General features: G+C 77.3%; 19 protein-coding genes and 1 pseudogene. 14 read left to right on the plus strand and 6 right to left on the minus strand.

Features of this window, described 5'->3' with window-relative positions; all coding sequences use genetic code 11:
* Window positions 1-179 precede the first annotated feature (179 nt).
* On the plus strand, window positions 180-713 hold the full coding sequence (locus Q0789_RS15255) for a DUF1440 domain-containing protein (protein ID WP_298806724.1): 534 nt from the start codon (window positions 180-182) through the stop codon (window positions 711-713).
* A 149-nt stretch (window positions 714-862) separates the two neighbouring features.
* The gene (mgrA, locus tag Q0789_RS15260) at window positions 863-1,918 is read left to right on the plus strand and encodes an L-glyceraldehyde 3-phosphate reductase (RefSeq protein ID WP_298806727.1); all 1,056 of its coding nucleotides are present in this window, start codon (window positions 863-865) and stop codon (window positions 1,916-1,918) included.
* Window positions 1,919-1,989: 71 nt separating this feature from the next.
* Here the strand turns inward: mgrA and Q0789_RS15265 are convergent, their stop codons facing one another.
* The 3 genes from Q0789_RS15265 to Q0789_RS15275 form a co-directional block, all read right to left on the minus strand.
* Window positions 1,990-2,307, minus strand: coding sequence for a hypothetical protein (locus tag Q0789_RS15265; RefSeq protein WP_298806730.1), 318 nt, complete (start codon window positions 2,305-2,307; stop codon window positions 1,990-1,992).
* A gap of 34 nt (window positions 2,308-2,341) precedes the next feature.
* Complete coding sequence (locus Q0789_RS15270) at window positions 2,342-3,319, minus strand: 1-phosphofructokinase family hexose kinase (protein WP_298806732.1); 978 nt, start codon at window positions 3,317-3,319, stop codon at window positions 2,342-2,344.
* 113 nt (window positions 3,320-3,432) lie between these two features.
* The gene (locus Q0789_RS15275) at window positions 3,433-3,807 is read right to left on the minus strand and encodes a DNA polymerase ligase N-terminal domain-containing protein (protein WP_298806734.1); all 375 of its coding nucleotides are present in this window, start codon (window positions 3,805-3,807) and stop codon (window positions 3,433-3,435) included.
* A 199-nt stretch (window positions 3,808-4,006) separates the two neighbouring features.
* Between Q0789_RS15275 and Q0789_RS15280 the strand changes: the two genes are divergently transcribed.
* Genes Q0789_RS15280 through Q0789_RS15290 form a run of 3 tightly spaced genes read left to right on the plus strand, consistent with a single transcriptional unit; the run spans window position 4,007 to window position 6,723 of the window.
* Entirely contained in the window at window positions 4,007-4,525 is a 519-nt protein-coding gene (locus tag Q0789_RS15280; RefSeq protein WP_298806736.1) for a DUF2243 domain-containing protein, read from the plus strand.
* Between the two features lie 3 nt (window positions 4,526-4,528).
* Window positions 4,529-5,452, plus strand: a complete 924-nt coding sequence (locus tag Q0789_RS15285; protein ID WP_298806738.1) for a cytochrome c oxidase assembly protein — start codon at window positions 4,529-4,531, stop codon at window positions 5,450-5,452.
* Window positions 5,453-5,454: 2 nt separating this feature from the next.
* Entirely contained in the window at window positions 5,455-6,723 is a 1,269-nt protein-coding gene (locus Q0789_RS15290; RefSeq protein ID WP_298806740.1) for a cation:proton antiporter, read from the plus strand.
* 75 nt (window positions 6,724-6,798) lie between these two features.
* On the opposite strand, the gene pulA is transcribed toward Q0789_RS15290, so the two are convergent.
* Window positions 6,799-9,948 (minus strand): pullulanase-type alpha-1,6-glucosidase, encoded by a 3,150-nt coding sequence (gene pulA / locus Q0789_RS15295; protein WP_298806742.1) that lies wholly within the window; start codon window positions 9,946-9,948, stop codon window positions 6,799-6,801.
* Window positions 9,949-10,064: 116 nt separating this feature from the next.
* Between pulA and Q0789_RS15300 the strand changes: the two genes are divergently transcribed.
* A complete protein-coding gene (locus Q0789_RS15300; RefSeq protein WP_298806744.1) occupies window positions 10,065-11,120 on the plus strand; it encodes a LacI family DNA-binding transcriptional regulator in 1,056 nt (351 codons plus the stop codon).
* Window positions 11,121-11,159: 39 nt separating this feature from the next.
* Here the strand turns inward: Q0789_RS15300 and Q0789_RS15305 are convergent, their stop codons facing one another.
* Complete coding sequence (locus Q0789_RS15305) at window positions 11,160-11,765, minus strand: TetR/AcrR family transcriptional regulator (RefSeq protein ID WP_298806746.1); 606 nt, start codon at window positions 11,763-11,765, stop codon at window positions 11,160-11,162.
* 123 nt (window positions 11,766-11,888) lie between these two features.
* Here Q0789_RS15305 and Q0789_RS15310 point away from each other — a divergent pair, with 123 nt between their 5' ends.
* A complete protein-coding gene (locus Q0789_RS15310; protein WP_298806748.1) occupies window positions 11,889-14,444 on the plus strand; it encodes an MMPL family transporter in 2,556 nt (851 codons plus the stop codon).
* A 162-nt stretch (window positions 14,445-14,606) separates the two neighbouring features.
* A pseudogene (locus tag Q0789_RS16775) lies at window positions 14,607-14,993 on the plus strand (hypothetical protein); the annotation flags it as partial.
* 765 nt (window positions 14,994-15,758) lie between these two features.
* On the opposite strand, the gene Q0789_RS15320 reads toward Q0789_RS16775, so the two are convergent.
* A complete protein-coding gene (locus Q0789_RS15320; protein WP_298806752.1) occupies window positions 15,759-16,343 on the minus strand; it encodes a hypothetical protein in 585 nt (194 codons plus the stop codon).
* A gap of 63 nt (window positions 16,344-16,406) precedes the next feature.
* Here Q0789_RS15320 and Q0789_RS15325 point away from each other — a divergent pair, with 63 nt between their 5' ends.
* The 6 genes from Q0789_RS15325 to Q0789_RS15350 all read left to right on the plus strand — a co-directional run bounded on the left by Q0789_RS15325 (window position 16,407) and on the right by Q0789_RS15350 (window position 23,201).
* Window positions 16,407-16,898, plus strand: a complete 492-nt coding sequence (locus Q0789_RS15325) for a nitroreductase family deazaflavin-dependent oxidoreductase (protein WP_298806755.1) — start codon at window positions 16,407-16,409, stop codon at window positions 16,896-16,898.
* Between the two features lie 87 nt (window positions 16,899-16,985).
* On the plus strand, window positions 16,986-19,817 hold the full coding sequence (locus Q0789_RS15330; protein ID WP_298806757.1) for an EAL domain-containing protein: 2,832 nt from the start codon (window positions 16,986-16,988) through the stop codon (window positions 19,815-19,817).
* Window positions 19,818-20,051: 234 nt separating this feature from the next.
* Entirely contained in the window at window positions 20,052-20,873 is an 822-nt protein-coding gene (locus Q0789_RS15335) for a hypothetical protein (protein ID WP_298806759.1), read from the plus strand.
* Between the two features lie 92 nt (window positions 20,874-20,965).
* Entirely contained in the window at window positions 20,966-21,325 is a 360-nt protein-coding gene (locus Q0789_RS15340) for a phage holin family protein (protein WP_366917757.1), read from the plus strand.
* Complete coding sequence (locus Q0789_RS15345) at window positions 21,322-21,966, plus strand: DUF3618 domain-containing protein (protein WP_298806763.1); 645 nt, start codon at window positions 21,322-21,324, stop codon at window positions 21,964-21,966. Before Q0789_RS15340 ends, Q0789_RS15345 begins: the two co-directional genes overlap by 4 nt.
* A gap of 167 nt (window positions 21,967-22,133) precedes the next feature.
* On the plus strand, window positions 22,134-23,201 hold the full coding sequence (locus Q0789_RS15350) for a LacI family DNA-binding transcriptional regulator (RefSeq protein ID WP_298806765.1): 1,068 nt from the start codon (window positions 22,134-22,136) through the stop codon (window positions 23,199-23,201).
* Window positions 23,202-23,329 lie beyond the last annotated feature (128 nt).

The following is a 23,329-nucleotide window of genomic DNA, read 5'->3' on the forward strand; positions in this document are numbered from 1 at the left end:
GCCTCGGGGCGCGGCGCTTCGGGGGGCGGTGTCCCCCCGGGCCGCGCCCCCGCCGTTGACGGACCTGCTGACCGGGGGGGCCCGGCTCCCGGGGGCGTCCTCCCCGCCCGCCACGTCGCCCGCCGGCGCGGCGGGGCGTGCAGTGGCGACCTCCCGGGTCCCGGGCGAGGCTCGCCCGCATGGCCGACCTGCTGCGCACCCTCGCCCTCGGCGTCGTCGCCGGCGGCGCCGCCACCTACGCGAAGACCCGCGCCGAGGGGGCGCTGCAGCCGCTGGCGGAGCGGGCGCTCCCGCCGTCGCCCGCGGCCGAGCGCCGCTCGGGCGCCGACCCCGCCGACCACCCCGACCGGATGCCGCCCGCCGAGCTCGTCGACGCCGCCCTGCGCCGTACGACGGGCGAGGGGGCGGGCGAGCAGCAGCGGACGCAGGGCTCGCAGGCCCTCCACTGGGGGATGGGCCTCGGCGCCGGCGTGCTGTACACCGCGCTCTCGCAGCGCATCCCGTCTGTCCGGGCCGGGCTCGGCGCCGTCTTCGGGCTCGCCCTCTACGGCGCCACGCACGCGAGCGCGCTCCCCGCCGCGGGGCTCCAGGCGCCGTTGCGCGAGCTTCCCCGCGCCGCGCTCGTCTGGGAGCCCGGCTCGCACGTCGTCTACGGCGTCGTCCTCGAGGCGGTGCTGCGCCTCGCGGGGCGCGACGAGGCCGTCGACGGCTGACGCGCGGCGGGACGCCCGCAGCGGTGGACCCAGGACGCGCGTGACGGCGTCCTGCGTCCACCGCTGGCGGCGCGGCGCTCGCCGCGGCGCGTCGTCGGCGGCCAGCCCTAGGGTCGGGCGACCGCTGCTCCCGCCGAGAGGACGACGACGTGCCCCGCCTGACCGACCCCGCCCACCACCACCGCGCCGCCGACGACCGCTACGACGCGATGACCTACCGGCGGACGGGGCGCAGCGGCCTCGACCTGCCGCTGCTGTCGCTCGGCCTGTGGCACAACTTCGGCGACGACGTCCCGCTGGAGCGCCAGCGCGCCGTCCTGCGCCGCGCCCTCGACCTCGGGATCACGCACTTCGACCTCGCGAACAACTACGGCCCGCCCTACGGCAGCGCCGAGGCCAACTTCGGGCGGATCTTCGCCGAGGACCTCGCGCCCTACCGCGACGAGCTCGTCATCTCGAGCAAGGCCGGCTACGACATGTGGCCCGGCCCCTACGGCCAGGGCGGCGGCGGCCGCAAGTACGTCCTGGCCAGCCTCGACCAGTCCCTCGAGCGCATGGGCCTCGACTACGTCGACGTCTTCTACAGCCACCGCTTCGACCCCACGACGCCGCTGGAGGAGACGATGGGGGCGCTCGACACCGCCGTGCGCTCCGGCCGCGCGCTGTACGCGGGCATCTCCTCCTACAGCCCCGAGGACACCCGGCGGGCCGCGGCGATCCTCGCCGACCTCGGCACCCCGCTGCTCATCCACCAGCCCTCGTACTCGATGCTCAACCGCTGGGTCGAGACCGAGGGGCTGCTCGACGCGCTCGCCGACGTCGGCGCCGGGTGCATCGCCTTCTCGCCGCTGGCCCAGGGCATGCTGACGAGCAAGTACCTCGACGGCGTCCCCGCCGGCTCCCGGGCGTCGCAGGGCAAGTCCCTCTCGCCCGACCTGCTCACCGACGAGGCGCTCCGGCACGTGCGCGCCCTCGACGGGATGGCCCAGGAGCGCGGGCAGACGCTGGCGCAGATGGCGCTGGCGTGGGCGCTGCGCGACGAGCGCATGACGTCGCTCGTCATCGGCGCCAGCAGCGTCGAGCAGCTCGAGCAGAACGTCGCCGCGCTGGGGAACCTCTCCTTCTCCGACGACGAGCTGCAGCGCATCGACCAGCACGCCGTCGAGGCGGGCATCGACCTGTGGAAGGGCTCGCGCCGGGGCTGAGCCGGACGTCGACGGCGTCCCGCCGCGCCCGTCGGCGGGCGTGGCGGGACGCCGGGCGCCCGCCGGAGGGGTCAGCCCCGCTCCACCTCCGCGAACCACTCGGCGTAGGACGTCGTGCGGGCCAGGTGCCGGGTCAGGTCGGGGGCGCCGTCGTCCCACCAGACCGGGCCCCGCTCGCCGAGGGCGTGCTTGGCGGCGTCCACGCGCGCCCGGGCGGCCTCCCGAGCGGCGTCGTCCCCGGCGCGCAGCGCCGCGCCCTTCGCCCGGCGGGCCGACATCAGCTCCTGCGTCAGCGCGGCGCGCCGCTCCGGGGACAGGCGGGGGTCGGAGCACCGCCAGAGGCGACCGCGCACCACCAGGTAGCGCCCGTCCGGCGTGGTCAGCGGCACCGCCGCACGCTACGCCGCCACCGTCCGACCGGCGTCAGCCCAGCGCCTCGACCTCGACCCGCTCGGCGAAGGCCTCGACGGCGGCCCGGTCCCCCGTGCCGTGCCCCTGGCGGGCGACGCTCACGACGCCCGCGGCGGTCGCGGTGCGGACGGCGTCGAGCAGGTCGGCGCCCTGCGCCAGGCGGGCGGCGACGGCGCCGCACAGGGCGTCGCCGGAACCCCGCTTCTGCGCCGGCGTCACGTCCGGCGCCCGCAGCCGGTGGGCGGCGCCGTCCTCGGTGACGAGCAGGCCCGGCTCGCTCGAGCACGTGACCACGACGGCCCGCGCCCCGCGCCCCTGCAGCTCGCGGGCCGCCGCGCGCAGCGCGTCGACGTCGTCCGGCGCCACCTCCTCGCCGGGCAGCTCGTCGTGGGCGACCTTGAGCACGTCGACGCCGCCGGCGAGCGAGGCGTCGAGCTGCGCGCCGGAGAGGTCGGCGATGACGACCAGCCCCTGGGCCCGCAGGTCGCGGGCGAGACGCTCGTACACGTCCGTCGGCAGCAGGTCGGCGGGCTGGCTGCCCGCCAGCACGACGACGTCGCCGGCGAGCGCCGAGGTGAGCACCGCCGTCACGAGGTCGTCGACCTCGTGGCGGGTGAGGGCGCTCGGGGCGTCGGCGACGCGGTCACCCGACTCGGCGTCCGTCTCGTCGCGCTCGCCGCGGTGGTCCAGGACGACCGTCGTCGTGTCCGCGCCGATGTCGACGACGGACAGGCGGAGCCCCTCCGCCTCGAGCAGCGCCCGCAGCGCGACGCCGGACTCGCCGCCGAGGGGCAGGCACAGCTCGACGTCGGCGCCGAGGGTGCGCGCCATCCGGCCGACCCACGCGCCCTGGCCGCCCGTGTGCAGGTGGATCTCCGTGGTGCCGTCCGGCGCGGGCTCGACGAGGACGCGCAGCTCGGGCGAGGGGGCGAGGACGGTGACGCGGCCGGCGCCCCGGCCTGCCGTGCGATCGGTCGTGCGGGCGGCCACAGGGCTCCTCGGGGGACGGGTGGGGCGGCAGGTGGGGGCGGGGCGACAGGGGCGGGACGGGCCGCATGATCGTGCCGGGCGGGAGGTCCGTCGGCGAGCCGGGCCGCGCGCGGTCACCCGCCCGGGGACGGCGCCGCGGGCTGCTCGCGCGTCAGCAGGAGGAGCCAGTCGCGGGGCGTGCGGACGAGCGCGTAGCGGCGCGCCCCGGACCGGCCGTGGAGGGTGAGCAGGAGGCGCCGCTCGTCGCGGCTGTGCTCCTCCCACCAGCCGGTGTCGGCGACCGACTTCTCGTCGTCCTCGTAGCCGAGGTGGTCGAGGTCGTGGTCGGGCACGGCGACGGCCAGGCGCCGCTCCCCCGCCCGCTGCGGCAGCCCGCGCGGCAGCGCCCACGAGCGCAGGACGCCGCCCTCCTCGAGCCGCAGGTCGAGGTGGGGGGTCGGGCGCCGGTGGTCGTGCAGCACGAACGCCGGGCGCGCGGGGTCGTCCACCGCACGAGTGTGTCGCGGGCGGACGAGCGCGGCGGGACCGACGGACGAGGGCGACGGCGCCGACGGACGACGTCGTCCGTCGGTCTCGCCGGCGACGCCGCCCGGCGTCGACGTGCGGCGCCGCTCGTCCGCCCGCCGTGGTCGGATGCCGTCACGGCGCCCGAGCCCGCGGCGCCCCGCCCCCGACCGGGGAGGCCCCATGGCCACCGCTCACGACGCGGGCGCACCGCCCGCCCGCCGCTCGCGCCGGGACGGCCCCGCCGACCCCGGCCGCCGCGCCGTCCTCGCCGGCGTCCTGCTCGGCGCGGGCGCGGCCGCGTCGCTCGTCGACCTCCTCGTCTTCCACCTGGCCCTGCAGTGGCACCACTTCTACGACCGCTCGACGCCCGCCGTGTCGATCACCTCGGACGCCTTCTTCCACGCCGCCGCGTGGACGGCGTCGGTGTGGGGCGTCTTCCTCCTGCTCGACGTCCGCCGCCGCGGGCCCGTGCCCTGGCGGCGGTGGACCGGGGCGGTGCTCGCGGGCGTCGGCGGGTTCCAGCTCGTCGACGGCGTCGTCGACCACAAGCTGCTGCGGATCCACCAGGTCCGCTACGACGTCGCGGCCCTGTGGGTCTACGACGTCGCGTGGATCGGCTCGGCCGTGCTCGTCCTCGTCGCCGGGCTCGTCGTGCTCCGTCGAGCGCGCCCCGCCCGGTCGCCGCGCCGGGCGGGCTGAGGGGTGGGCGACCACCACGGCGCTGTCCCGGCCGGCGCGCTCGACGTCGCGGGCGCGGGCTGGGCGGCCGTCGAGCTCGGCGCCCTCGCCGTCGTGCTCCTCGTGTGGGCGCTCCACAGCGCCGGACGGCGCAGCGCCCGGGGCCGGGGCCCCTGGCCCGCGGCGCGGACGGCCCTCTTCGCCGGCGGCCTCCTCTGCGTCGCCGCCGCCCTCGTCGGCCCCCTGGCGCGAGCCGCGCACGGCAGCTTCACCGCGCACATGGGCGCGCACCTGCTGCTCGGGATGCTCGGCCCCCTCCTGCTCGCCCTCGGGGCGCCGGTGACCCTGGCGCTGCGCGCCCTGCCGGTGCGCCGGGCCCGGGCGCTGGCGCGACTGCTGCGGAGGCCTCCGGTGCGGGTCCTCGCCCACCCCGCGGTCGCGGCGCTGCTGGCCGGCGGCGGGGCGTGGGTGCTCTACACGACGGCCCTCTTCCCGGCGATGCACGCCTCGCCCTGGGTGCACGTCGCCGTGCACGCGCACGTGCTGCTCGCCGGGTACCTCCTCGCGGCGTCCCTCGTCGGCGTCGACCCCGACCCGCACCGCGCGCCGGTCGCCGTGCGCGCAGGCGTCCTCGTCGTCTACGTCGCGGCGCACACGCTCCTGGCGAAGCACCTCTACGCCGTCCCGCCGTCAGGCGTCGAGCCCCGCGACGCCGAGGTCGGCGCCCAGCTCATGGCCCACGGCGGCGACGTCGTCGACCTGGCGCTGGCCGTGCTCGTGGCGCTCGGCTGGTACCGGGCCACCGCGCCGCGAGGACGCACCGCCCGGCCGTCACCGGGAGCCGGCGATCCGGGCCCGACGTGCCCCGGGCCCGGACCCCTGCCAGCCTCGTCGCCGCCCCGGGCGCGTCGCCCGGCAGGCCTGACCGGCGTGGAGAGGTGGAGCTGACCGTGGAGTCCGACGTCGTCGTCGTCGCCCTCGCGGTGCTGACCTTCTCGCTGCTGGCCGGCCGCCTCAGCGGCTCGGTCGTGACGATGCCCATGGTCTTCACCGCCCTCGGGCTTCTCCTGGGGCCCGGGGTCCTCGGCGTGCTCGACCTCCAGGTCGACGACGAGCTCGTCAGCGTCCTCGCCGAGGTCACGCTCGTCGTCGTCCTCTTCACCGACGCCTCGCGCATGGACCTGCGCACCGTCCTGTGCCACCACGGTCCCGCCCTGCGGCTGCTCGGGCTCGGGCTGCCGCTCGCCATCGCCGCGGGGATCGGCGCGGGCGTCCTGCTCCTGCCGGACCTGCCGGTGGCCGCGGTGGCGCTGCTGGCCGTCGCGCTCGCCCCCACCGACGCCGCCCTCGGCCAGTCCTTCGTCAGCAGCGTCGTCCCGGCGCGGGTGCGGCAGACCCTCAACGTCGAGAGCGGGCTCAACGACGGCCTGGCGGTGCCCTTCCTCACGGTGGCGCTCGACCTCGCCGCCCGTGACGCCGGCTCGGTCGGCGGGTACGTGCTCCTGCTGCTGCAGCTCGTCGGGCTCGGCGTGGGGGTCGGGGCCCTCGTCGGGTGGCTCGGCGGGCGCCTGCTGGAGTGGAGCGCCGGACGCGACTGGGCGACGGAGACCACGCAGCGCCTCGCCACCATCGCCCTCGCCGCGCTGGCCTACGGCGGCGCCGAGCTCCTCGGCGGCAACGGCTTCGTCGCCGCCTTCGCCGCGGGCCTCGTCGTCGGCACGAGCGCCCGCTCGCTCCTGCCCCGCACCACGGAGTTCGCCGAGGCCGAGGGCCAGCTGCTGACGCAGATCACCTTCCTGCTCTTCGGCGCCGTCGTCGTCGCCGACGTCCTCGGCGCGCTGAGCTGGCGGGTCCTCGTCTACGCCGTCCTCAGCCTCGTGCTCGTGCGACCGGTCGCCGTGGGCCTCTCGCTCCTCGGCAGCGGCCTGAGGCCGCGGACCGTCGGCTTCGTGGCGTGGGCCGGCCCGCGGGGGCTGGCGTCGATCGTCTACGCGGTGATCATCGCGGACGCCGGGGTGCCGGGCGGCGACGAGGTCTTCGTCGTCGCCGCGACGGCGATCCTCCTGTCGATCTTCCTGCACGGGCTGAGCGCGGCCCCGCTGAGCGCCCGCTACGGCGCCTCCATGCAGGGGGTGGGCGCCGACGCCGTCGAGCACCGGACGGCGGGGCACCTGCCGCTGCGGCTGCCGGCGCGCCGGTCCGGCGACAGCTCGGCCTGACCCACCCGACGACGACGGAGCTGTGCGCCCAGGTCGCGGTCCTCCGCGTCCTGGGCGCACAGCTCTCGCACGGGCTCAGCGGGCGACGAAGACCGCCGCCGTCCGCGCCGGCACCGTGAGCGTCCCGCCGTCGGCCGTCGCGCCCTGGACGACGTCGTCCGCGCCGCCCGCGAGCACCGGGTGCAGCTCCCAGCCGCCGCCGACGACGGGCACCTCCTGCGTAACCGCGTCCGGCGTCGCGTTGAGGACGACGACCAGCCCGGCGAGGTCGGGGTCGACGTCGTCGCCGACCGTGTCGTCGACCAGCACCGTCACGACGCCCGGCGCCTGGCCGGCCCCGCTGCCCGGGAAGGACAGCTTCTGCTGCACGCGCTCGGCGGTGCCGAGCGAGAACAGCGGTGTGCTGGTGCGGACCTGCAGCAGCTGGTCGGCCTGGGCGCGGGCCGCGGCGATGTCCGCGGGCGTCGGCCGCAGCGCCGGGTCCGCGAGCAGCGGCCGCATGTACGGCCACTTGTCCTCGTTGTCGGGCGCCGGCGGCAGCCCGCGGCCGAAGCCGTTCACCGTGCCGGTGTGGTCGAGGACGTTGAACCAGTCGCCGGAGTCGTAGCTGTTGCGGTCCAGCGACTTGCTCCGCAGCTGCTCGCCGCCGGCGTGCCAGAAGGAGACGCCCTGGCCGTAGGCCGTCGTCGCGAGCCCCAGCGTCTGCATGCGCACCCGGTCCGCCATGGGCGTGCCCTGCGGCAGCTTCAGCGCCAGCGCGTCGTACAGCGTCTCGTTGTCGTGGGCCTCGACGTAGGTGACCGCCTCCTGCGGGTCGGCCGTGTAGCCGGTCGGCGACCCGTTGTAGTCGACGTCGGCGCCCGTGATCTCGGCGCCCGTGCGGTCGGTGAAGCGGTAGTCCCGCAGGTTGCCGGTCAGGCCGACGCGGATCTGGTCCTGCAGCAGGAGGAGCCGCTCGCGCTGCTGGTCGGCGGTGCCGTTGACGGCCGCCCCGTTGGGGTCGGTGAGCAGGCCGGACGCGAAGCCCTGCACGCGCGGGTCCTCGTCGAAGGGCCCGCCGCCGCGGACGGCGTCGCGCAGCCGGTCGTTGAAGGTGCCGATGCCGGTGCCGGCCATGTTCGCCTGCGTGGCCTGCACGAAGCGGGCGTCGCCGGCGACCTCGCCGAAGTCCCAGCCCTCCCCGTAGAGGTAGACCGAGGAGCCGTCGACGCCGTCCCGCTCGAGGGTCAGAGCGTCCAGCGCGGCGCGCACGTCGAGGATGTTCGCCTTCGGGTGGTGACCCATGAGGTCGAACCGGATGCCGTCGAGCCGGTAGGTCCGCACGAGCGTGACGAGCGAGTCGACGACGAGCTTGCCCATCATCGTGTGCTCAGGAGCGGTGTTCGAGCAGCACGTCGAGGTCTCGACGGCGCCCGACGTCGGGTCGAGGCGGTGGTAGTAGCCCGGCACGATGCGGTCGAGGTCGTTCTCCCCGCCCTGCCCGGCGCTCGAGGTGTGGTTGTAGACGACGTCCTGCACGACGCCCAGCCCCGTGCCGTGCAGCGCCGCGACCATCTCGCGGAACTCGAGGATGCGCGTCGCGTCCTCGGGGTCGGTCGAGTACGAGCCCTCGGGCACCGTGTAGTGGAGCGGGTCGTAGCCCCAGTTGAAGCCGTCCTCGCCGGCGACCTCGAGCACGCACTCCTGCTGCTGGGGGCTGTCCGGCGGCAGCGCGGCGAGGTCGCACGCCGGCTCGCGCCGCAGCGAGGCGTCCTCCTCGATCGTCGCGATGTCGTTGACGGGCAGCAGGTGCACGGCCTTGAGCCCCGCGTCGGCGAGGCCGCGCAGGTGCGCCATGCCGTCGCTGCCGGCGTCGGTGAAGGCCTTGTAGGTGCCCCGGTGCTCGGCCGGGACGGTCTCGTCGGTGATGGAGAAGTCGCGGACGTGCAGCTCCCACACCGAGAGCTCCTCCGGGCGGACGGGCCGCGGCGCGGCCACGTCGTCCCACCCCTCCGGCGTGACCTCGGGGGCGTCGAGGTCCACGAGGAGGCTGCGCTCGCTGTTCGTCGACAGGCCGACGCTGTAGGGGTCGGTGACGAGGTTGCGCTCGACCCGGCCCGTCTCGGGCACGAAGACCTCCACCTCGTAGAGGTAGTAGCGCCCCTCCCAGGCGGCGTCGCCGCGGGCGCGCCACACGCCGTCGCGGTCGGCGACCATCCGGGTCGTGGCGACCGGCTCGCCGCCGGAGCCGTCGGCGTAGACGTGCAGGCTCACCGACCGGGCCGTCGGCGCCCACAGCGCGAGGTGCGGGCGGTGGGCGCGCCCGCGCTCGCCTCCTCGGGTGGGCCCCCAGGTGAGGCCCAGCTCGCGGTCGGCCGCACCGGCGTAGACGTCGTCGAGCACGCCGGGCACCTGGACGCCGGTCGTCGCGAGGACGCGGCCGTCGGCGTCGAGCGCCGCGACGAGCAGCTGGCCGCGCAGGAGGTCGGCGACCCGCGGGCGGCTCGAGCGCGGGAGCTCGAGCGGGTCGAGCTGCGCCAGGTGCGGCGACGCCGCGGCCAGGTCGGCCGGCAGCGCGTCGCCGGTGCGACGCAGGAGGTACGACGACGTCGCACCGGTCACGGCGCCGTCCTCGACCGCGAGGCCGCCGTCCCGCGCGCCGTAGAGCCGGAACGACGCCGCGCCCGGGACCGCCGCGGCGTCCCAGGCCACCACCCCGCGCGAGAGCCAGTGGGCGGCCTGCTGGCCGCCGACCGCGTCGGGCAGGTCGTCGGTGAGCAGGTGCGTGGCGTGGTCGTAGGTGAAGGTCACCGCTCCCCCGGGCGCCTGCAGGCCGATGTTCGCGCCGCCCGCGGCGCCGCCGGCGCCGTAGTTCTCCGTCCACGAGCCGCCGACCGCCACCTTCGTCTCGTAGGAGCCGGCGGGCACGTCGAAGGTGGCGCGGTAGACGCCCGGCCGCCCGTCGACGGGCAGCAGCGCCGTCGCCGCGCAGTCGGGCTGCCAGTCGCCGGGGCAGCCCAGCTCGTCCTGGAGCGAGCCGACGAGCGTGACGAGGGAAGGCGCCGGCGTGTGGTCGGCGAGGGCCGGCGCGGCGGAGGGCACCAGCAGGGCGGTCGCCAGCGAGGCGGCGGACCCGACGGCGAGCGCCGCGGGCCGGCGACGGCCGCGGCCTGTGCGGGCGACCGGGCCGCTGCGGGCGGCGGGGCCGGGCCGGGCGGCGGGGCGGGACGGGGACGGACGGGGCACGCGGACCTCCGGGCACGACGGTGTGCGGGGCCGGCCGGGCGGGACGCACCGGGGGCAGCCGGACAGTACGGACGACGTCGACCACACGTCAACGCTTTGCGGTAACTTGCAGCGCCATGACGACGTCGACGACGACGGGGAGCACGGGACGGGCGCGGCTCGAGGACGTCGCGGCCCGGGTCGGCGTGAGCGTGGCGACGGCGTCGCGCGTCGCCAACGGCCGGCCCGGCGTGGCGGCCGACGTCCGGCAGGCCGTCATGACGGCGATGGACGACCTCGGCTACGCGCGCCCGGAGCGCCCCGGCGCCGCGCGGGGGCAGGTCGGCGTCGTCATCCCCGACCTCGTCAACCCGATCTTCCCGGCCATGGCGCAGGCGGTGAGCACCCTCCTGGCGCGCGAGCGCTACGTGCCCGCGCTGTGCCCGCTGCCCGGCGGCGGCATCACCGAGGACGAGCACGTGCAGATGCTGCTCGACCACCAGGTCCGCGGCGTCGTCTTCGTCTGCGCCGCGCACGCCGACCTCGAGGCCGACCAGGAGCGGTACGCACGGCTGCGGTCGCGCGGGCTGCCGCACGTCTTCGTCAACGGCACGCGGCGCCCGCTCACGGCGCCGAGCGTCGCCGTCGACGACGCCGGGGCGGTCGCCGCCGCGGTGCGCCACCTCGTCGAGCTCGGCCACGAGCGGGTCGGCCTCGTCGTCGGGCCGGACCGCTTCGTGCCGAACCGGCTGAAGGCCGAGGGCTTCCGGCGGGCGCTCGCGGAGCACCTCGGCGCGGCGCCGGCCGACGCCGACCGCCGGGTCGCCGTCGGGACGCACACCGTCGAGGGCGGGCGGGCCGCGGCGGGCGCTCTCGTCGACGCCGGCTGCACCGGCCTCGTGTGCGTGTCCGACGTCATGGCGCTCGGCGCCGTCCGGGCCGTCCGGTCGCGCGGGCTGCGGGTCCCGGACGACGTGTCGGTCACGGGCTTCGACGACTCCCCGCTCATGGCGCACACCGACCCGCCGCTGACCACGCTGCGCCAGCCCGTCGCCGAGATGGCCGAGGCCGCCGTGGACGCCCTCATGACGCAGCTCACCGGCCGGCGGGCTCCGCTGCAGGAGGTCCTCTTCACCGCCGAGCTCGTCCTGCGCGGCTCGACGGCCCGGGCCCCGGAGCGCTCGCGCGCGTGACCGGCGGGGCGGGGCGGACGGGCGCGCCGGGCCGGCCGATCAGGCGGGCGGGGTCGCCCCCAGCAGCCCCTGGTGGTCGAGCACCCGCCAGAGCCACTCGGCGACCTCGCCCGCGGACGCGTCCGGCGCCCGCTCGACCCAGGCCGTGACGACGCCGAGGGCCAGGCCCGAGATGGCCCCGGCCGTCACGGCCAGCGGGACGCCGGGGACCTCCTCGGCGCCGCCGACCAGCGCGTCGCCGACGATGGACTCGACGCGGCGGCGCACGCGCCCCGCCGCCAGCGCCGAGCCGTGCTCCCCGAGGACGCGGCGGTAGAGGTCGGCGTTCTCCTCGACGTGGGTGAGGTAGGCGAGCAGCGCCGCGCGGGCCCGGGCGAGGTCGCCCGGCGACGTCCAGGCCACCGGCTCGTCGGACGCGGCGCCCGCCCGCGTCCCGATCTGCTCGCCGGCGGCGGCGGTGGCGGCGTCGAGCGCGTCGGCGAGCAGCGTGTCCTTGTCGCCGTAGTGCTGGTAGTAGGTGCTGCGGTTGACGCCGGCGCGCTCGGCGACGTCGGCGACGGTGATCTCGTCCAGCGGCCGCTCGCGGGCGAGGGCCAGCAGGGCCTCCTGCAGGCCCTGCCGGGTGCGGGCGACGCGCGGGTCCATGCCCGGAGTGTCGCACCCGGGCGACCCCCTGCACGACACGTGTTGTCTACCCGACAGGTGTCGTTTACCGTCGTACCCGCTCGACGGCGAGCGCCCCCGCCCCTGCGCTCGGAAGGCACCACCGTGGCCCATCTGCTCCACCGGCTCGGCACCTCGGCGGCACGCCTGGGCTGGCGCGTCGTCGTCGCCTGGGTCGCCGTGCTGGCGCTCGGCGTCGGCGCCTTCCTCGCCTTCGGCGGCACCCTCGTCTCGACGTTCTCCATCCCGGGCACGGAGACCGACCGCGTCGCCGCGCAGCTGGCCGAGGAGGTGCCGGGCGCCAGCGGGGCCACGGGCACCGTGGTCCTCCGCACCGAGGACGGGCAGCCCTTCACGGCGGAGCAGGAGGCGGCGGTCGCCACGGCCCTCGACGACGTCGCCGGCCTCGAGGGCGTCGCCAGCACCGTCGACCCCTTCGCCACGCAGGACCAGATCGAGCAGCAGCGCCAGCAGCTGGCCGACGGCGCCGACCAGGTCGAGGCGGGGCGCGCCGAGCTGGAGTCCGGTCAGGAGCAGCTCGACGCCGGGCGCGAGCAGCTCGAGGCGGGCCAGGACCAGCTCGACGCGGCGGCGCAGCAGCTCGAGGAGGCGGGCCTGCCGCTGAGCGCCGCCCCCGACCTCCAGGCGCAGCAGGACCAGCTGGACGCCCAGCGCGAGCAGCTGGACGCCCAGCAGCAGCAGCTCGACGACGGCCGCGCCGAGCTGGAGGCGCAGGCGCGCCAGCTCGAGCTCGGCCAGGAGCTGGCCGGCCTGTCCTCGGGCATCCGCACCGTCTCGCAGGACGGCGCCACGGCCCTCGCGGTCGTGCAGTTCACGCAGGACCAGTTCTCCCTGCCGGAGGAGGTCCGGACGGGCGTCGTCGACAGCCTCGAGCAGGCCGGCCTGCCGGGCGTGCAGGTCGACTTCTCCTCGGAGATCGCCAACTCGACGGACGGCATCCTCGGGCCGGGCGAGGTCATCGGCGTCGTCGTCGCGGGCGTCGTCCTGCTCGTCATGCTCCGCGGGCTGCTGCCGGCCGCGCTGCCGATCGTCACCTCGCTCACGGGCGTCGGCATCGGCGTCACCGCGTCGCTGGCCTTCTCCGGCGTCGTGGAGATGGCCTCGGTGACGCCCGCCCTCGGCGTCATGCTGGGCCTCGCCGTCGGCATCGACTACTCGCTCTTCATCATCAACCGGCACCGGCGGCAGCTGCGCGAGGGCGTCGAGGTGCGCGAGTCGATCGGCCTGGCCAACGGCACGGCCGGCAGCGCCGTCGTCTTCGCCGGCTCCACCGTGCTCCTCGCCCTGCTGGGCCTCAACGTCACCGGCATCGGCTTCCTCGGGACGATGGGCACGGTCGGCGCCGTCTGCGTCCTCGTCGCCGTCCTCATGGCGGTGAGCTTCACGCCCGCGCTGCTGGGGCTCCTCGGCCACCGCGTCCTCGGCCGCAGCGGGAGCCGCCACGAGGCCGCCCACGTCGACCCCGCCCGCCCGATGAGCACGGCGAAGGCCGTCGTCGGCGTCGTGCTGCCCGTCGTCGCGCTGCTCGTCGTGGCCGTGCCGGCGCTGTCCATCCGCCTCGGGCTGCCGAGCGGTGCGCAGGAGGCGGAGGACACCACCGCCTACCAGGCCTACACCGCGGCCGCCGAGGCCTTCGGCCCCGGGCAGAACGGCCCGCTCGTCGCGACGGCGGACCTGCCCGAGCCGGTGGCGGAGGACGACGAGCTGGCCACCCAGGTGCAGGTGGCCCGGCAGGTGGCCGCCCTCGACGACGTCGTGGCCGTCGCCCCGGCCGGGGTCTCCGACGACCGGTCCTTCTTCGCCTTCCAGGTGGTCCCCGGCGACGGGCCCTCCAGCGCCTCCACCGAGCAGCTGGTCCAGGACCTGCGGGCCCTCAGCCCGACCGTCGACACCCTGCCGGCGGGCGCCGACGGCGACGTCGAGGTGGGCGTCGCGGGCGCCGCCAGCGGCAACATCGACATCTCGGACAAGCTCGCCGACGTGCTGCCGCTCTACCTGGCGATCGTCATCGGGCTGTCGCTCGTGATCCTCGTCGTCGTCTTCCGCTCGCTGCTCGTGCCGGTGCTCGCGACGGCCGGCTTCGCCCTGTCGCTCTTCGCCGCCCTGGGCGCCGTCACGGCCGTCTACCAGTGGGGCTGGCTCGCGGACGTCTTCGGCGTCACGACGCCGGGCCCGGTCCTCAACTTCGCGCCGCTGCTGCTCGTCGGGATCCTCTTCGGGCTGGCGATGGACTACCAGCTCTTCGTCGTCTCCGGCATGCGCGAGGCCTACGTCCACGGCGAGCCGGCGAGACGCGCCGTCATGGTGGGGCTCCGGACCGGGCGACCCGTCGTCGTCGCGGCGGCGATCATCATGGTCTCGGTCTTCGGGGGCTTCGTCTTCTCCCACCTCGCGGCGGTGAAGCCCATCGGCTTCGGCCTGGCCACGGGCGTGCTCTTCGACGCCTTCGTCGTCCGGCTCGTGCTCGTGCCCGCCGTCATGCACCTCGTCGGCCGCGGCGCGTGGTGGCTTCCCCGCTGGCTCGACCGCCTGCTGCCGCACGTGGACGTCGAGGGCTCCGCGCTGGAGCGTGAGCACCCGCGCCCCGCGTCGACGGGGCGGGTCGTGACCGGTCCGTCACCCGAGGGCGTCCGGTCGTGACCGGTCTGCGACCATCCGGGTGACCCGGCCGCGCTGGTGCGGCCCTCCAGCCACCGGGAGCCCCCAGTGAGACGAGCCGCCACCGCCGCCGGAGCCCTCCTCGCCGCCGCGTCGTTGGTGGTCCCCCCGGCGTCGGCGGAGCCCGCCGGCGCACCGCCGTCCCTGCGCCCCGACCAGGCCCTCGCCGAGCTCGCGGCGTCCTGCGCCGTCCCGGCGACGCGCGACCTGGCCGTCACGCGCGCCGTCCACCGCGTCGGCACGGAGATGCGCGTGTCGGCCAAGGTGATGCTCGCGGGGTTCGAGGCCGGGTGGGTGGAGTCCCACATGCACAACCTGGCGTGCGGCGACCGCGACTCCCTCGGCGTCTTCCAGCAGCGCCCCTCCCAGGGGTGGGGCACGCCGGAGCAGATCCTCGACGTCACCTACGCGGCGCGCGCCTTCTTCCGCGAGGCCCAGCGCGTCGAGCCCCGGTACGCGGGCTCGACGGCCGGCCAGCTGGCGCAGGGGGTCCAGCGGTCGGCCTACCCCAGCCGCTACGACGAGGCGCAGGGAACGGCCGAGCGGCTGCTCGCCGAGGTCGCCACCCCCGCGGTGCGGGCGGTGGCGGACCGGGCCCAGCGCTTCCTCAGCGACGACAACCGGGTGCAGCGCGACGACGGCCCCTTCCCGTTCGGCACGGGCGCCGACGAGCACTTCGCGGGGGACTGGGACGGCGACGGCGTCGACACCCCCGGCCAGCGCCAGGGGAACCGCATCTACATCGCCCGGGACGCCCGGGGGACGGACGTCCTCACCTTCCGCTACGGCTGGGCGGACAGCGAGCTGGTGGTCGGGGACTGGGACGGCGACGGGCGCGACAGCATCGGCATCGTCTCCGGCCGCGGGTGGTACCTGCGCGACCGCCTCAGCGGAGGTCCCGCCGACCTCACCTACTCCTACGGCTTCCCCGGGTCGGCGAAGGTCGTCGGGGACTGGGACGGGGACGGCGTCGACACCCCGGGCGTGGTGTCCGGCCAGCGCTGGTACCTCACCGACCGCCACGGCGGCGGTCCGGCGAGCCGCGCCTTCGCCTACGGCCCCTCCCGCGGCGACAAGCTCGCCGGTGACTGGGACGGCGACGGCCGGGACACGCCCGGGGTCCGCGTCGGCGGCACGTGGTACCTCCGCGACAGCGCCTCGGGCGGACCCGCGGACATCACGTCCGCCTACGGCTGGGCCACGGACGACGCCTTCGCCGGCGACTGGGACGGCGACCGGCGCGACAGCGCCGGCATCTCGCGCGCGCGGTAGCCGCGCCGCCCGAGCGGCGGACGCTCAGGCGAGCGGGTAGGTCTGCTCGCCCGCGTCGCGCGCGATCTCGTCGAGCGTGCGGTCCACCTCGGCGAAGGTGTCGGTGCCGTAGGCCATGACGGCGCCGTGCTCGTCGTAGTCGCGGAACTGGGGGCCGTCGAGCAGGAGGAGCAGGCCGAGCGGGCCGCCGTGCTCGGCCAGCGCCTCGTCGGGGTCCACCTCGGGGTCCACCTCGAGGGAGCGGGCGCGCGCCCGCGCCAGCAGCGCCTGCGGGTCGGTGACGACGAAGTCGTAGCGGGCCTGCCAGCTGTAGCGGGCGCCCTCGAGCGGCTCGTCGTCCTCCTCGACGTCGTCCTCGAGCAGGTCGTCGACGTCGGCGACGTCGTCGCCCGTCAGCTCGTCGAAGGCCGCCCACTCGTCGAGGCCGGTGCCCCAGCCCCGGTCGTGCAGGGCTTCGCGCAGGGCGTCCGACGCCCGGCGCACCCGGCCGAGGGCCTCGGCGACGGTCGCGAGGTCGAGGCTGTCGAGGTCGCGCCCGCAGGCGGCCAGCTCCTCGGCGAGGGCGCTCGCCGCGGTCGAGGGCATCGTCATCGGCTCGTCGTCGTCCACGGGCCGACGGTACGCTCGGCGCCCGCGCCCGCGCCGGGCGCGCACCCGACGAGGAGGTCGGAGATGAGGCGCACCGCCGTCGTGGTCGCGTCCGCGGCGCTGGTTCTGTCGCCGCTCGTCGTCGTCGTGGGGCTCCGCATGCGGGAGCCGCACGTCGTCCGGGCCGTCCGCCGCTTCAACCGCGACGTCACCAACCCGCGGCAGCTGCGGGTGGCGGGTGGTCCGGGCGCCTGGGCCTCCGTCGTCGAGCACGTGGGGCGGCGCACCGGCGCTGCCCGCCGCACGCCCGTCGGCGCGACGCCGGTGGACGGCGGCCTCGTCGTCCCCCTGCCCTACGGCCACGGGGCGGACTGGGTGCGCAACGTGCTGGCGAGCGGCTCGGCCGTGGTCGTCCGGGACGGCGTGCGCCACGACGTCGACCGGCCCGAGGTCGTGCCGACCGCCGCCGTGCGGGCGTGCTTCTCCGCCGCCGACGCCAGGGTCCTGCGCGCCTTCGGGGTGAAGGAGTGCCTCCTGGTGCACCACGTGCGCCAGCAGGCGGCACGTCCTCCCTGACGCGCGTACCGGACGCGGGCTCCGCCGTCCGGGTGGTCAGGACCCGCGCCGTTCCCGCGTGCGCTCCCGGCGGTCGATCCGGGTGAGGTGGCGGGAGGGGGCAGCGCGCGCGGCGCGCGGCTGAGCACGCTGCTCGTCGTGCTCGCGCTCGTCCCCCTGCTCGGCGTCCTCGCCGCGACGACCGCCCTCGTGGGCGCTCAGGTGCGCACCGAGCGCACGAGCCGCAGCGCGCTCTCCGCGGTCGTCGTCACCGGTCAGGTCGGGGCGACCCGCAGCGCCCTCGCCCGCGAGGCCTTCCTCTCCTCCGCCCGCACCCACCTGTCCGACGCCGGTGTCCGAGAGCGCCTGGGGCCCGGTGTCGTGGGGGCCCTCCGCGCCGCCCTGCCCGAGGACGACCTGGCCGTCGCGCGGCGTCGCACGGACGCCGCCCTGGCCGCCGTCGCCCCCGCCTCCGCGGCGGGCGACCTGGCCGTCGGCGTAGCGCGCGACCTCGCACCCCTGCGGACCGCCGTCGACGCCGCCGTGCCCTGGTCGGCGGTGGCGCCCGGCTTCACCGCCCTCACGGCGCAGCTCGCCGGGGCCGAGCGCTTGGCGGTCGACGAGGCGGCCGCCGGCGGCGTCGGCGCCGAGGTCGCGGGCGCGCTGCTGGAGGTCCGGACGGTCACCGAGGCCGTCGCCGCGGACTCCGGCGAGTCCCTCGACGTCCTCGAGGAGCTCGTGCTCGCGCAGGGGCCTGTCACCGGTCGCGCCGCCGCCGACTGGGCGTCCGCGGCGCCGCTCGACGTGCTGGGCTCCTCGCCCGCGCCCGGGGTCCGGGTGCGCAGCGAGGAGCTGCTGGCGACGACGACCGGCCTGCGGGCGAGCGCGGCCGCCGTCACCGCGCGCGTGGGCGTCGCGCCCGGTGACGCCCGGCTCGCGGCTCAGGTGCGTGACCTGCTCACGCGCCTCACGGGCCGATCGGCGGGGCTCGACGCCCTGGCCGCGACGACCAGCGCCCGTGCGGGCGAGCTGGCGCGCGGGGAGACGGCCTCGGCCCGCCGCGACGTCGTGGTCCTCGCGGCGGGCGGGGTGCTGCTCTGCCTGCTGACGGGCGCGGCCGTGCTGGGCACGAGCGTCGCGCTGGGGCGTCCCCTGCGCGAGCTCGCCGCGGCCGCCCAGCAGGTGGGCCGAGGCGAGCTCGCGTCCGTCGTCGTCTCCGGGCCGCGCGAGGTGCGGGTGGTCGCGGAGGGGCTCGCCGCGACCGTCGCGTCGTTGCGCCGCCTGCAGGAGCAGGCGCGCGCCGTCGTCGCCGGCGACCTGCGCAGCCCCGTGCTCGCGACGCCGCTGCCCGGGCCCCTCGGCACCGTCGTGCACGCCTCCGTCACCGAGCTCGTGCAGGCCATGGTCGACCGCGACCGCCTGCGTGAGGACCTCACCCACCGCGCCACCCACGACTCCCTCACCGAGCTGCCGAACCGCGCCCGGGCGATGGAGCTGCTCGACCGGGCGCTCGAGCGCAGCCGGCGCGACGGCGGGGTCGTGGGCCTCCTCTTCGTCGACCTCGACCGCTTCAAGCAGGTCAACGACACGGCCGGGCACGCCGCCGGGGACGCGGTCCTGCGGGCGGTGGCGGCCCGCATGCGTGAGCGGGCGCCCGCCGGCGGCACCGTGTGCCGCCTGGGCGGGGACGAGTTCCTCGTCGTCGTCGAGGACGCCGACGACGCGGGGCTGCTCGGGCTGGCCGAGGCGCTCGTCGACGACGCGTCCGCCCCGGTGGCCTTCGCGGGCACCGAGGTCGCCGTCGGCGCCAGCGTGGGCGTGGCCCGCACGGCCGGCGGGACGGCGGGGCGCGAGGAGCTGCTCGCCGAGGCCGACGCCGCCGCCTACCAGGCCAAGCAGGAGGGCCGTGGCGCCGTCGGAGGACCCGCCGCGCCGGGTGGGCGGGGAGGCGTCGGCTTCTACGACGACGACCTGCGCCTGCGGCTCACGGGCGCCCGCGACCTCGAGGAGGCCCTCGCCCGCGCGCTGCGCGAGCGCGAGCTCGTGCTCCGCTACCAGGCCGTCGTCGGTCTCGACCCCGACAGGGACACCGAGGGGGTCACCGGGTACGAGGCGCTCGTGCGGTGGCAGCGGCCCGGGCACGGCCTCCTCCCGCCGTCGGAGTTCGTGCCCGCGGCCGAGCGCTCGTCGCTCGTCTGCGACCTCGGGCGGTACGTGCTCCTCGAGGCGACCCGGCAGCTGGCGCGCTGGTCGGCGGGCGGTGGCGCCGCCGCGGGGCGCACCGTCTCCGTCAACGTCTCGGGCCGGCACCTCGTCAGCCACCACCTGCTGCAGGACGTGCGGGACGCCCTGGAGGGCTCGGGCCTGGAGCCGCACCGCCTGGTCGTCGAGATCACCGAGACGGTGCTCGTCGACCACGCCCTCGCCCACGAGCGCCTCGCCGCCCTGCGGGCGCTCGGGGTGCGCGTCGCCATCGACGACTTCGGGACGGGCTTCACGTCGATCGCCCAGCTCCACCGGCTGCCGGCCGACGTCCTCAAGGTCGACCGCAGCCTCGCGGCCGCCGACGACCCGGCCTCGGCGGAGCTCGTGCGCCTCGTCGTCGGGGCCGCCCGCACGTTCTCCCTCGCGGTGGTCGCCGAAGGCGTGGAGACGCCCGCCCAGCTCGACGCCCTGCGGGCGGCCTCGTGCGACGCCGTCCAGGGCTACCTGCTCCACCGGCCCTGCGCTCCCGGTGCCGAGGCGCCCGAGATAGAGGCGGGCGGTGCGGCCGTGCGGGAGCCGGTCGCGGAGGGGAGCGCAGCCCCGGGGGTCGGGGCGCCGGGGCGCGGGGTCGAGCCGCCGCGCACGCCGCGCCCGCGGACGGCGCCCCCGGGCTCGGCACCTCCCGCTCCGCCCACCGGCCCACCGACGCCCGCCCGCGTCGACGTCACCCGCTAGGGCGGGGTCCGGTCCCCGCCGCGGCCGACCGCCGCCTCCGACGTGCGCCCAGGGACCTCGTGCGGCACGGTCGTGCCACCGAGGGGTGCAGCAGCGCGCTCCGCCACGGCCGACCACTGGTCGCCCCGGACCCGTCCGGCGTGAGCCCTCCTCGACCCCCGTCCCCGCCTCGGGCGCGGTGCGCGGGTGCGCCCGGGCTGCGCCGTGCGAGCCGGACGCACCGAGGGAGCTCCCATGAGCCAGAGCACAGGTGGGTCGCCCGCGCACCGCGCCGACGACCCGTTCGACCGCACGACCGCCGAGCCGCTGGCGACGACCGGCGACGGCAGCAGCACCAGCCGGGCCGACGCGGCCCGCGGAGCCGGGCAGCAGGTCGCCGGTTCGGCGAAGGGCGCCGGGCAGGAGGTCGCCGGTTCGGCGAGGGGCGCCGGGCAGGAGGTCGCCGGTTCGGCGAAGGAGGCCGGCCAGGAGGTCGCCGGCACGGCGAAGCAGAAGGCCGGCGAGACGGCCGACGAGGCCAAGTCGCAGGCCCGTCACCTGTACGCCGAGGGTCGCGAGCAGCTGACCCAGCACGCCGGCGAGCAGCAGCGCCGGGCCGCCCAGGGGCTGTCGGCCGTGACCGGCGAGCTGCGCGGCATGGTCGAGGGCAGCGACCAGCAGGGGCCGGTCACCGACCTGGCGCGCCAGGCGGCCGACCGGGTCGACGACGCGGCCCGCTGGCTCGGGGACCGCGAGCCCGCGCAGCTGCTGGACGACGTCCGCCGCTTCGCCGCGCGCCGCCCGGGTACCTTCCTCGCCCTCGCCGCGGGCGCCGGCGTCCTCGCCGGCCGCCTGGGCCGCGGGCTGAAGGACTCCGGCTCCGACTCCGGCGCCGGCTCCGCGCAGGGCGGCACCACGGCGACCGGTCCGTCCTCGACGGGGGCCTCCTCGACCGGCGGGCCCGCCTACGGCACCGCCGAGGTGGAGCCGCGCGGCACCCGGCTGCCCGCCGAGGGCGCCGGCACGGCCGGGGCTCCCCTCGGGGAGGCGGGCGGGGCCCGCGGGAGGGCGCTGTGAGCGCCCGGGCCGAGGGCTCCCACCCGGTCGAGGAGCACCTCGACCGGCGTCCCACGGCGGGCGCGGAGGACCACCGGTCGTTGGGCGAGCTGATGAGCGCGGTGACGACCGACGTGTCCACGCTCGTCCGCCAGGAGATCGCCCTGGCGAAGGCGGAGGCCAAGGAGTCCGCCGCCCACGCGGGCAAGGGCGCCGGGATGCTCGGCGGCGCCGGCGTCGCCGGGCACTTCGTCCTGCTGTTCCTCTCGATCGCCCTGTGGTGGGGCCTGGGGACGGCCACCGGCCACGGCTGGTCCGCGCTGGTCGTTGCGGCCGTCTGGGCCGTGCTCGCCGCGGTGCTGGCCGTCGTCGGCCGCGGCCAGCTCCGCAAGACCAAGGGCCTGCCCCAGACGCAGCAGTCCCTGCAGAAGATCCCGAACGCCGTCAAGGGGCACGAGGAGGAGAACCGATGAGCCAGAGCCCGGAAGAGATCCGCGCCGACATCGAGCGCACCAGGGCGTCGCTGAGCAGCGACGTCGACGAGCTCGGCCACGAGGCCAGCCCCTCCACCCAGGCCCACCGCCAGGTGGACAAGGCCAAGGGCCGCGCCAACGACCTCAAGGAGCGCGTCATGGGCACGGCCCACGACGCCCGCGACCAGGCGCACTCGGCGGCGCACTCGGGCCGCGACGGCGCCGGGTCCGCGGCCGGCAGCGCGCGGGACGCCGTCAGCTCGGCCCCGCACCAGGCCGCCGACCGCACCCGGGGCAACCCCTTCGCCGCCGGCCTCGTGGCCTTCGGCGCCGGCCTCCTCGTGGCGGGCCTCATCCCCACGAGCCGCACGGAGCAGGACGCCGCCGAGCGCGCCAAGCAGAAGGCGCAGCCCCTCGTCGACGACCTCAAGGGCCAGGCGCAGGACGTGGCGCAGGAGCTCAGGGAGCCCGCGCAGGACGCCGCGCAGTCGGTCAAGGAGTCGGCCCAGGGCGGCGCGCAGGAGGTCAGGGGCGAGGCCCAGGACCGCGCGCAGGACGTCAAGGGCCAGGCCCAGGACCGCGCCCAGGACGTCAAGGGCCAGGCCCAGGGCCAGGCCCAGCAGGTCCGCGACCAGCGCTGAGGCGCCCGCGGAGACGCGGGTCGTCCTCCGACGACGGCCCGGTGCGACGCACCGGGTCGTCGTCGTCCCCCGCCGGCAGACGGCGCCACGGCGTCCGGCCGATCACCCGGGCCCGCCCGTCGGCCCCATACTCGGCCGGTGCAGCCGCTGACGCAGGGAGGTGCCGCGTGAGCGCCGAGGCCGGCCGCACGACCGCGACCCTGGACGCGGTCGCCCGGACGGCGGGCGTCTCGCGCGCCACGGCCAGTCGGGCCCTCACCGGCTCGCCCCGGGTCAGCGACGACGCGCGCGAGCGCGTCCTCGCCGCGGCGGCGTCGCTGTCCTACGTGCCCAACGCGGCGGCCCGAGCGCTCGTCACCCGTCGCAGCGACGCCGTCGCCTTCGTCGTCTGCGAGCAGGAGGAGCGCTTCTTCTCCGACCCCTTCTTCGCCAGCGTGCTGAAGGGCGCGCACCGCGTCGTCGCCGCCAGCCGTCGGCAGCTCGTCTTCGCCGTCGTGGCCTCCGAGGACGACCGCGCGCGGCTCGTGCGCTTCGCGGCCGGCGGGCACGTGGACGCCGCCATCTTCCTCTCCGTGCACGCGGGTGAGACCGCCCCCGAGCGGCTGCGCGAGCGCGGCGTGCCCGTGGTCCTCGTCGGTCGGCCGCCCGCTGGCGTCGCCGAGGACGTCCCCCGCGCCGACACCGACAACGTCGCGGGCGCGCGCGCCGCGGCCGAGCACGTCCTCGGGCGGGGGCGCCGGAGGCTCGGCGTCATCACGGGCCCGCTCGACATGCCGAGCGCCGAGGACCGCCTCGAGGGCGTACGACGCGCGGTGGCCGCCGCGGGCGGCGTGGTCGGCGCACCGGGCGGGCCGGCCCCCGCCGGCGAGCCGTCGGTGGCCGTCGTCGAGGGCGACTACACGACCGAGGGCGGTCGGCGGGCCGCGGCCGCGCTGCTCGAGCGCGTCCCGGGGCTCGACGCCGTGCTGGCGCAGAACGACCTCATGGCCGTCGGGGCCCTCGGCCTGCTCCGCGAGCGGGGGATCGGCGTGCCGGACGACGTCGCCGTCGTCGGCTACGACGACATCCCCCTCGCGTCGGCCGTGGGGCCCGCCCTGACGACGGTCCACCAGCCGCTCGAGGAGCTCGGCCGGGAGAGCGCCACCCTCGCGGTCGCCCTGGCCGTCGGCGGGGCGGAGGAGGGCCGAGGCGGCTCCGTGCTGCGCCCCCGGCTCGTCGTGCGCTCCTCCTCCTGAGCCGGCGTCCGCGCCCTCCGGCTCCCCGACCGGGTGAGCGAGACCGGATCGTCACCTGTCTCCCCGCCGTTCCTCCTCGGAAGTGTTGACATCGGTGCGACTCTTTCGACAACGTTGCACCTGGCACC

This window comes from uncultured Pseudokineococcus sp. (assembly GCF_947499845.1).
GTDB lineage: Bacteria > Actinomycetota > Actinomycetes > Actinomycetales > Quadrisphaeraceae > Pseudokineococcus.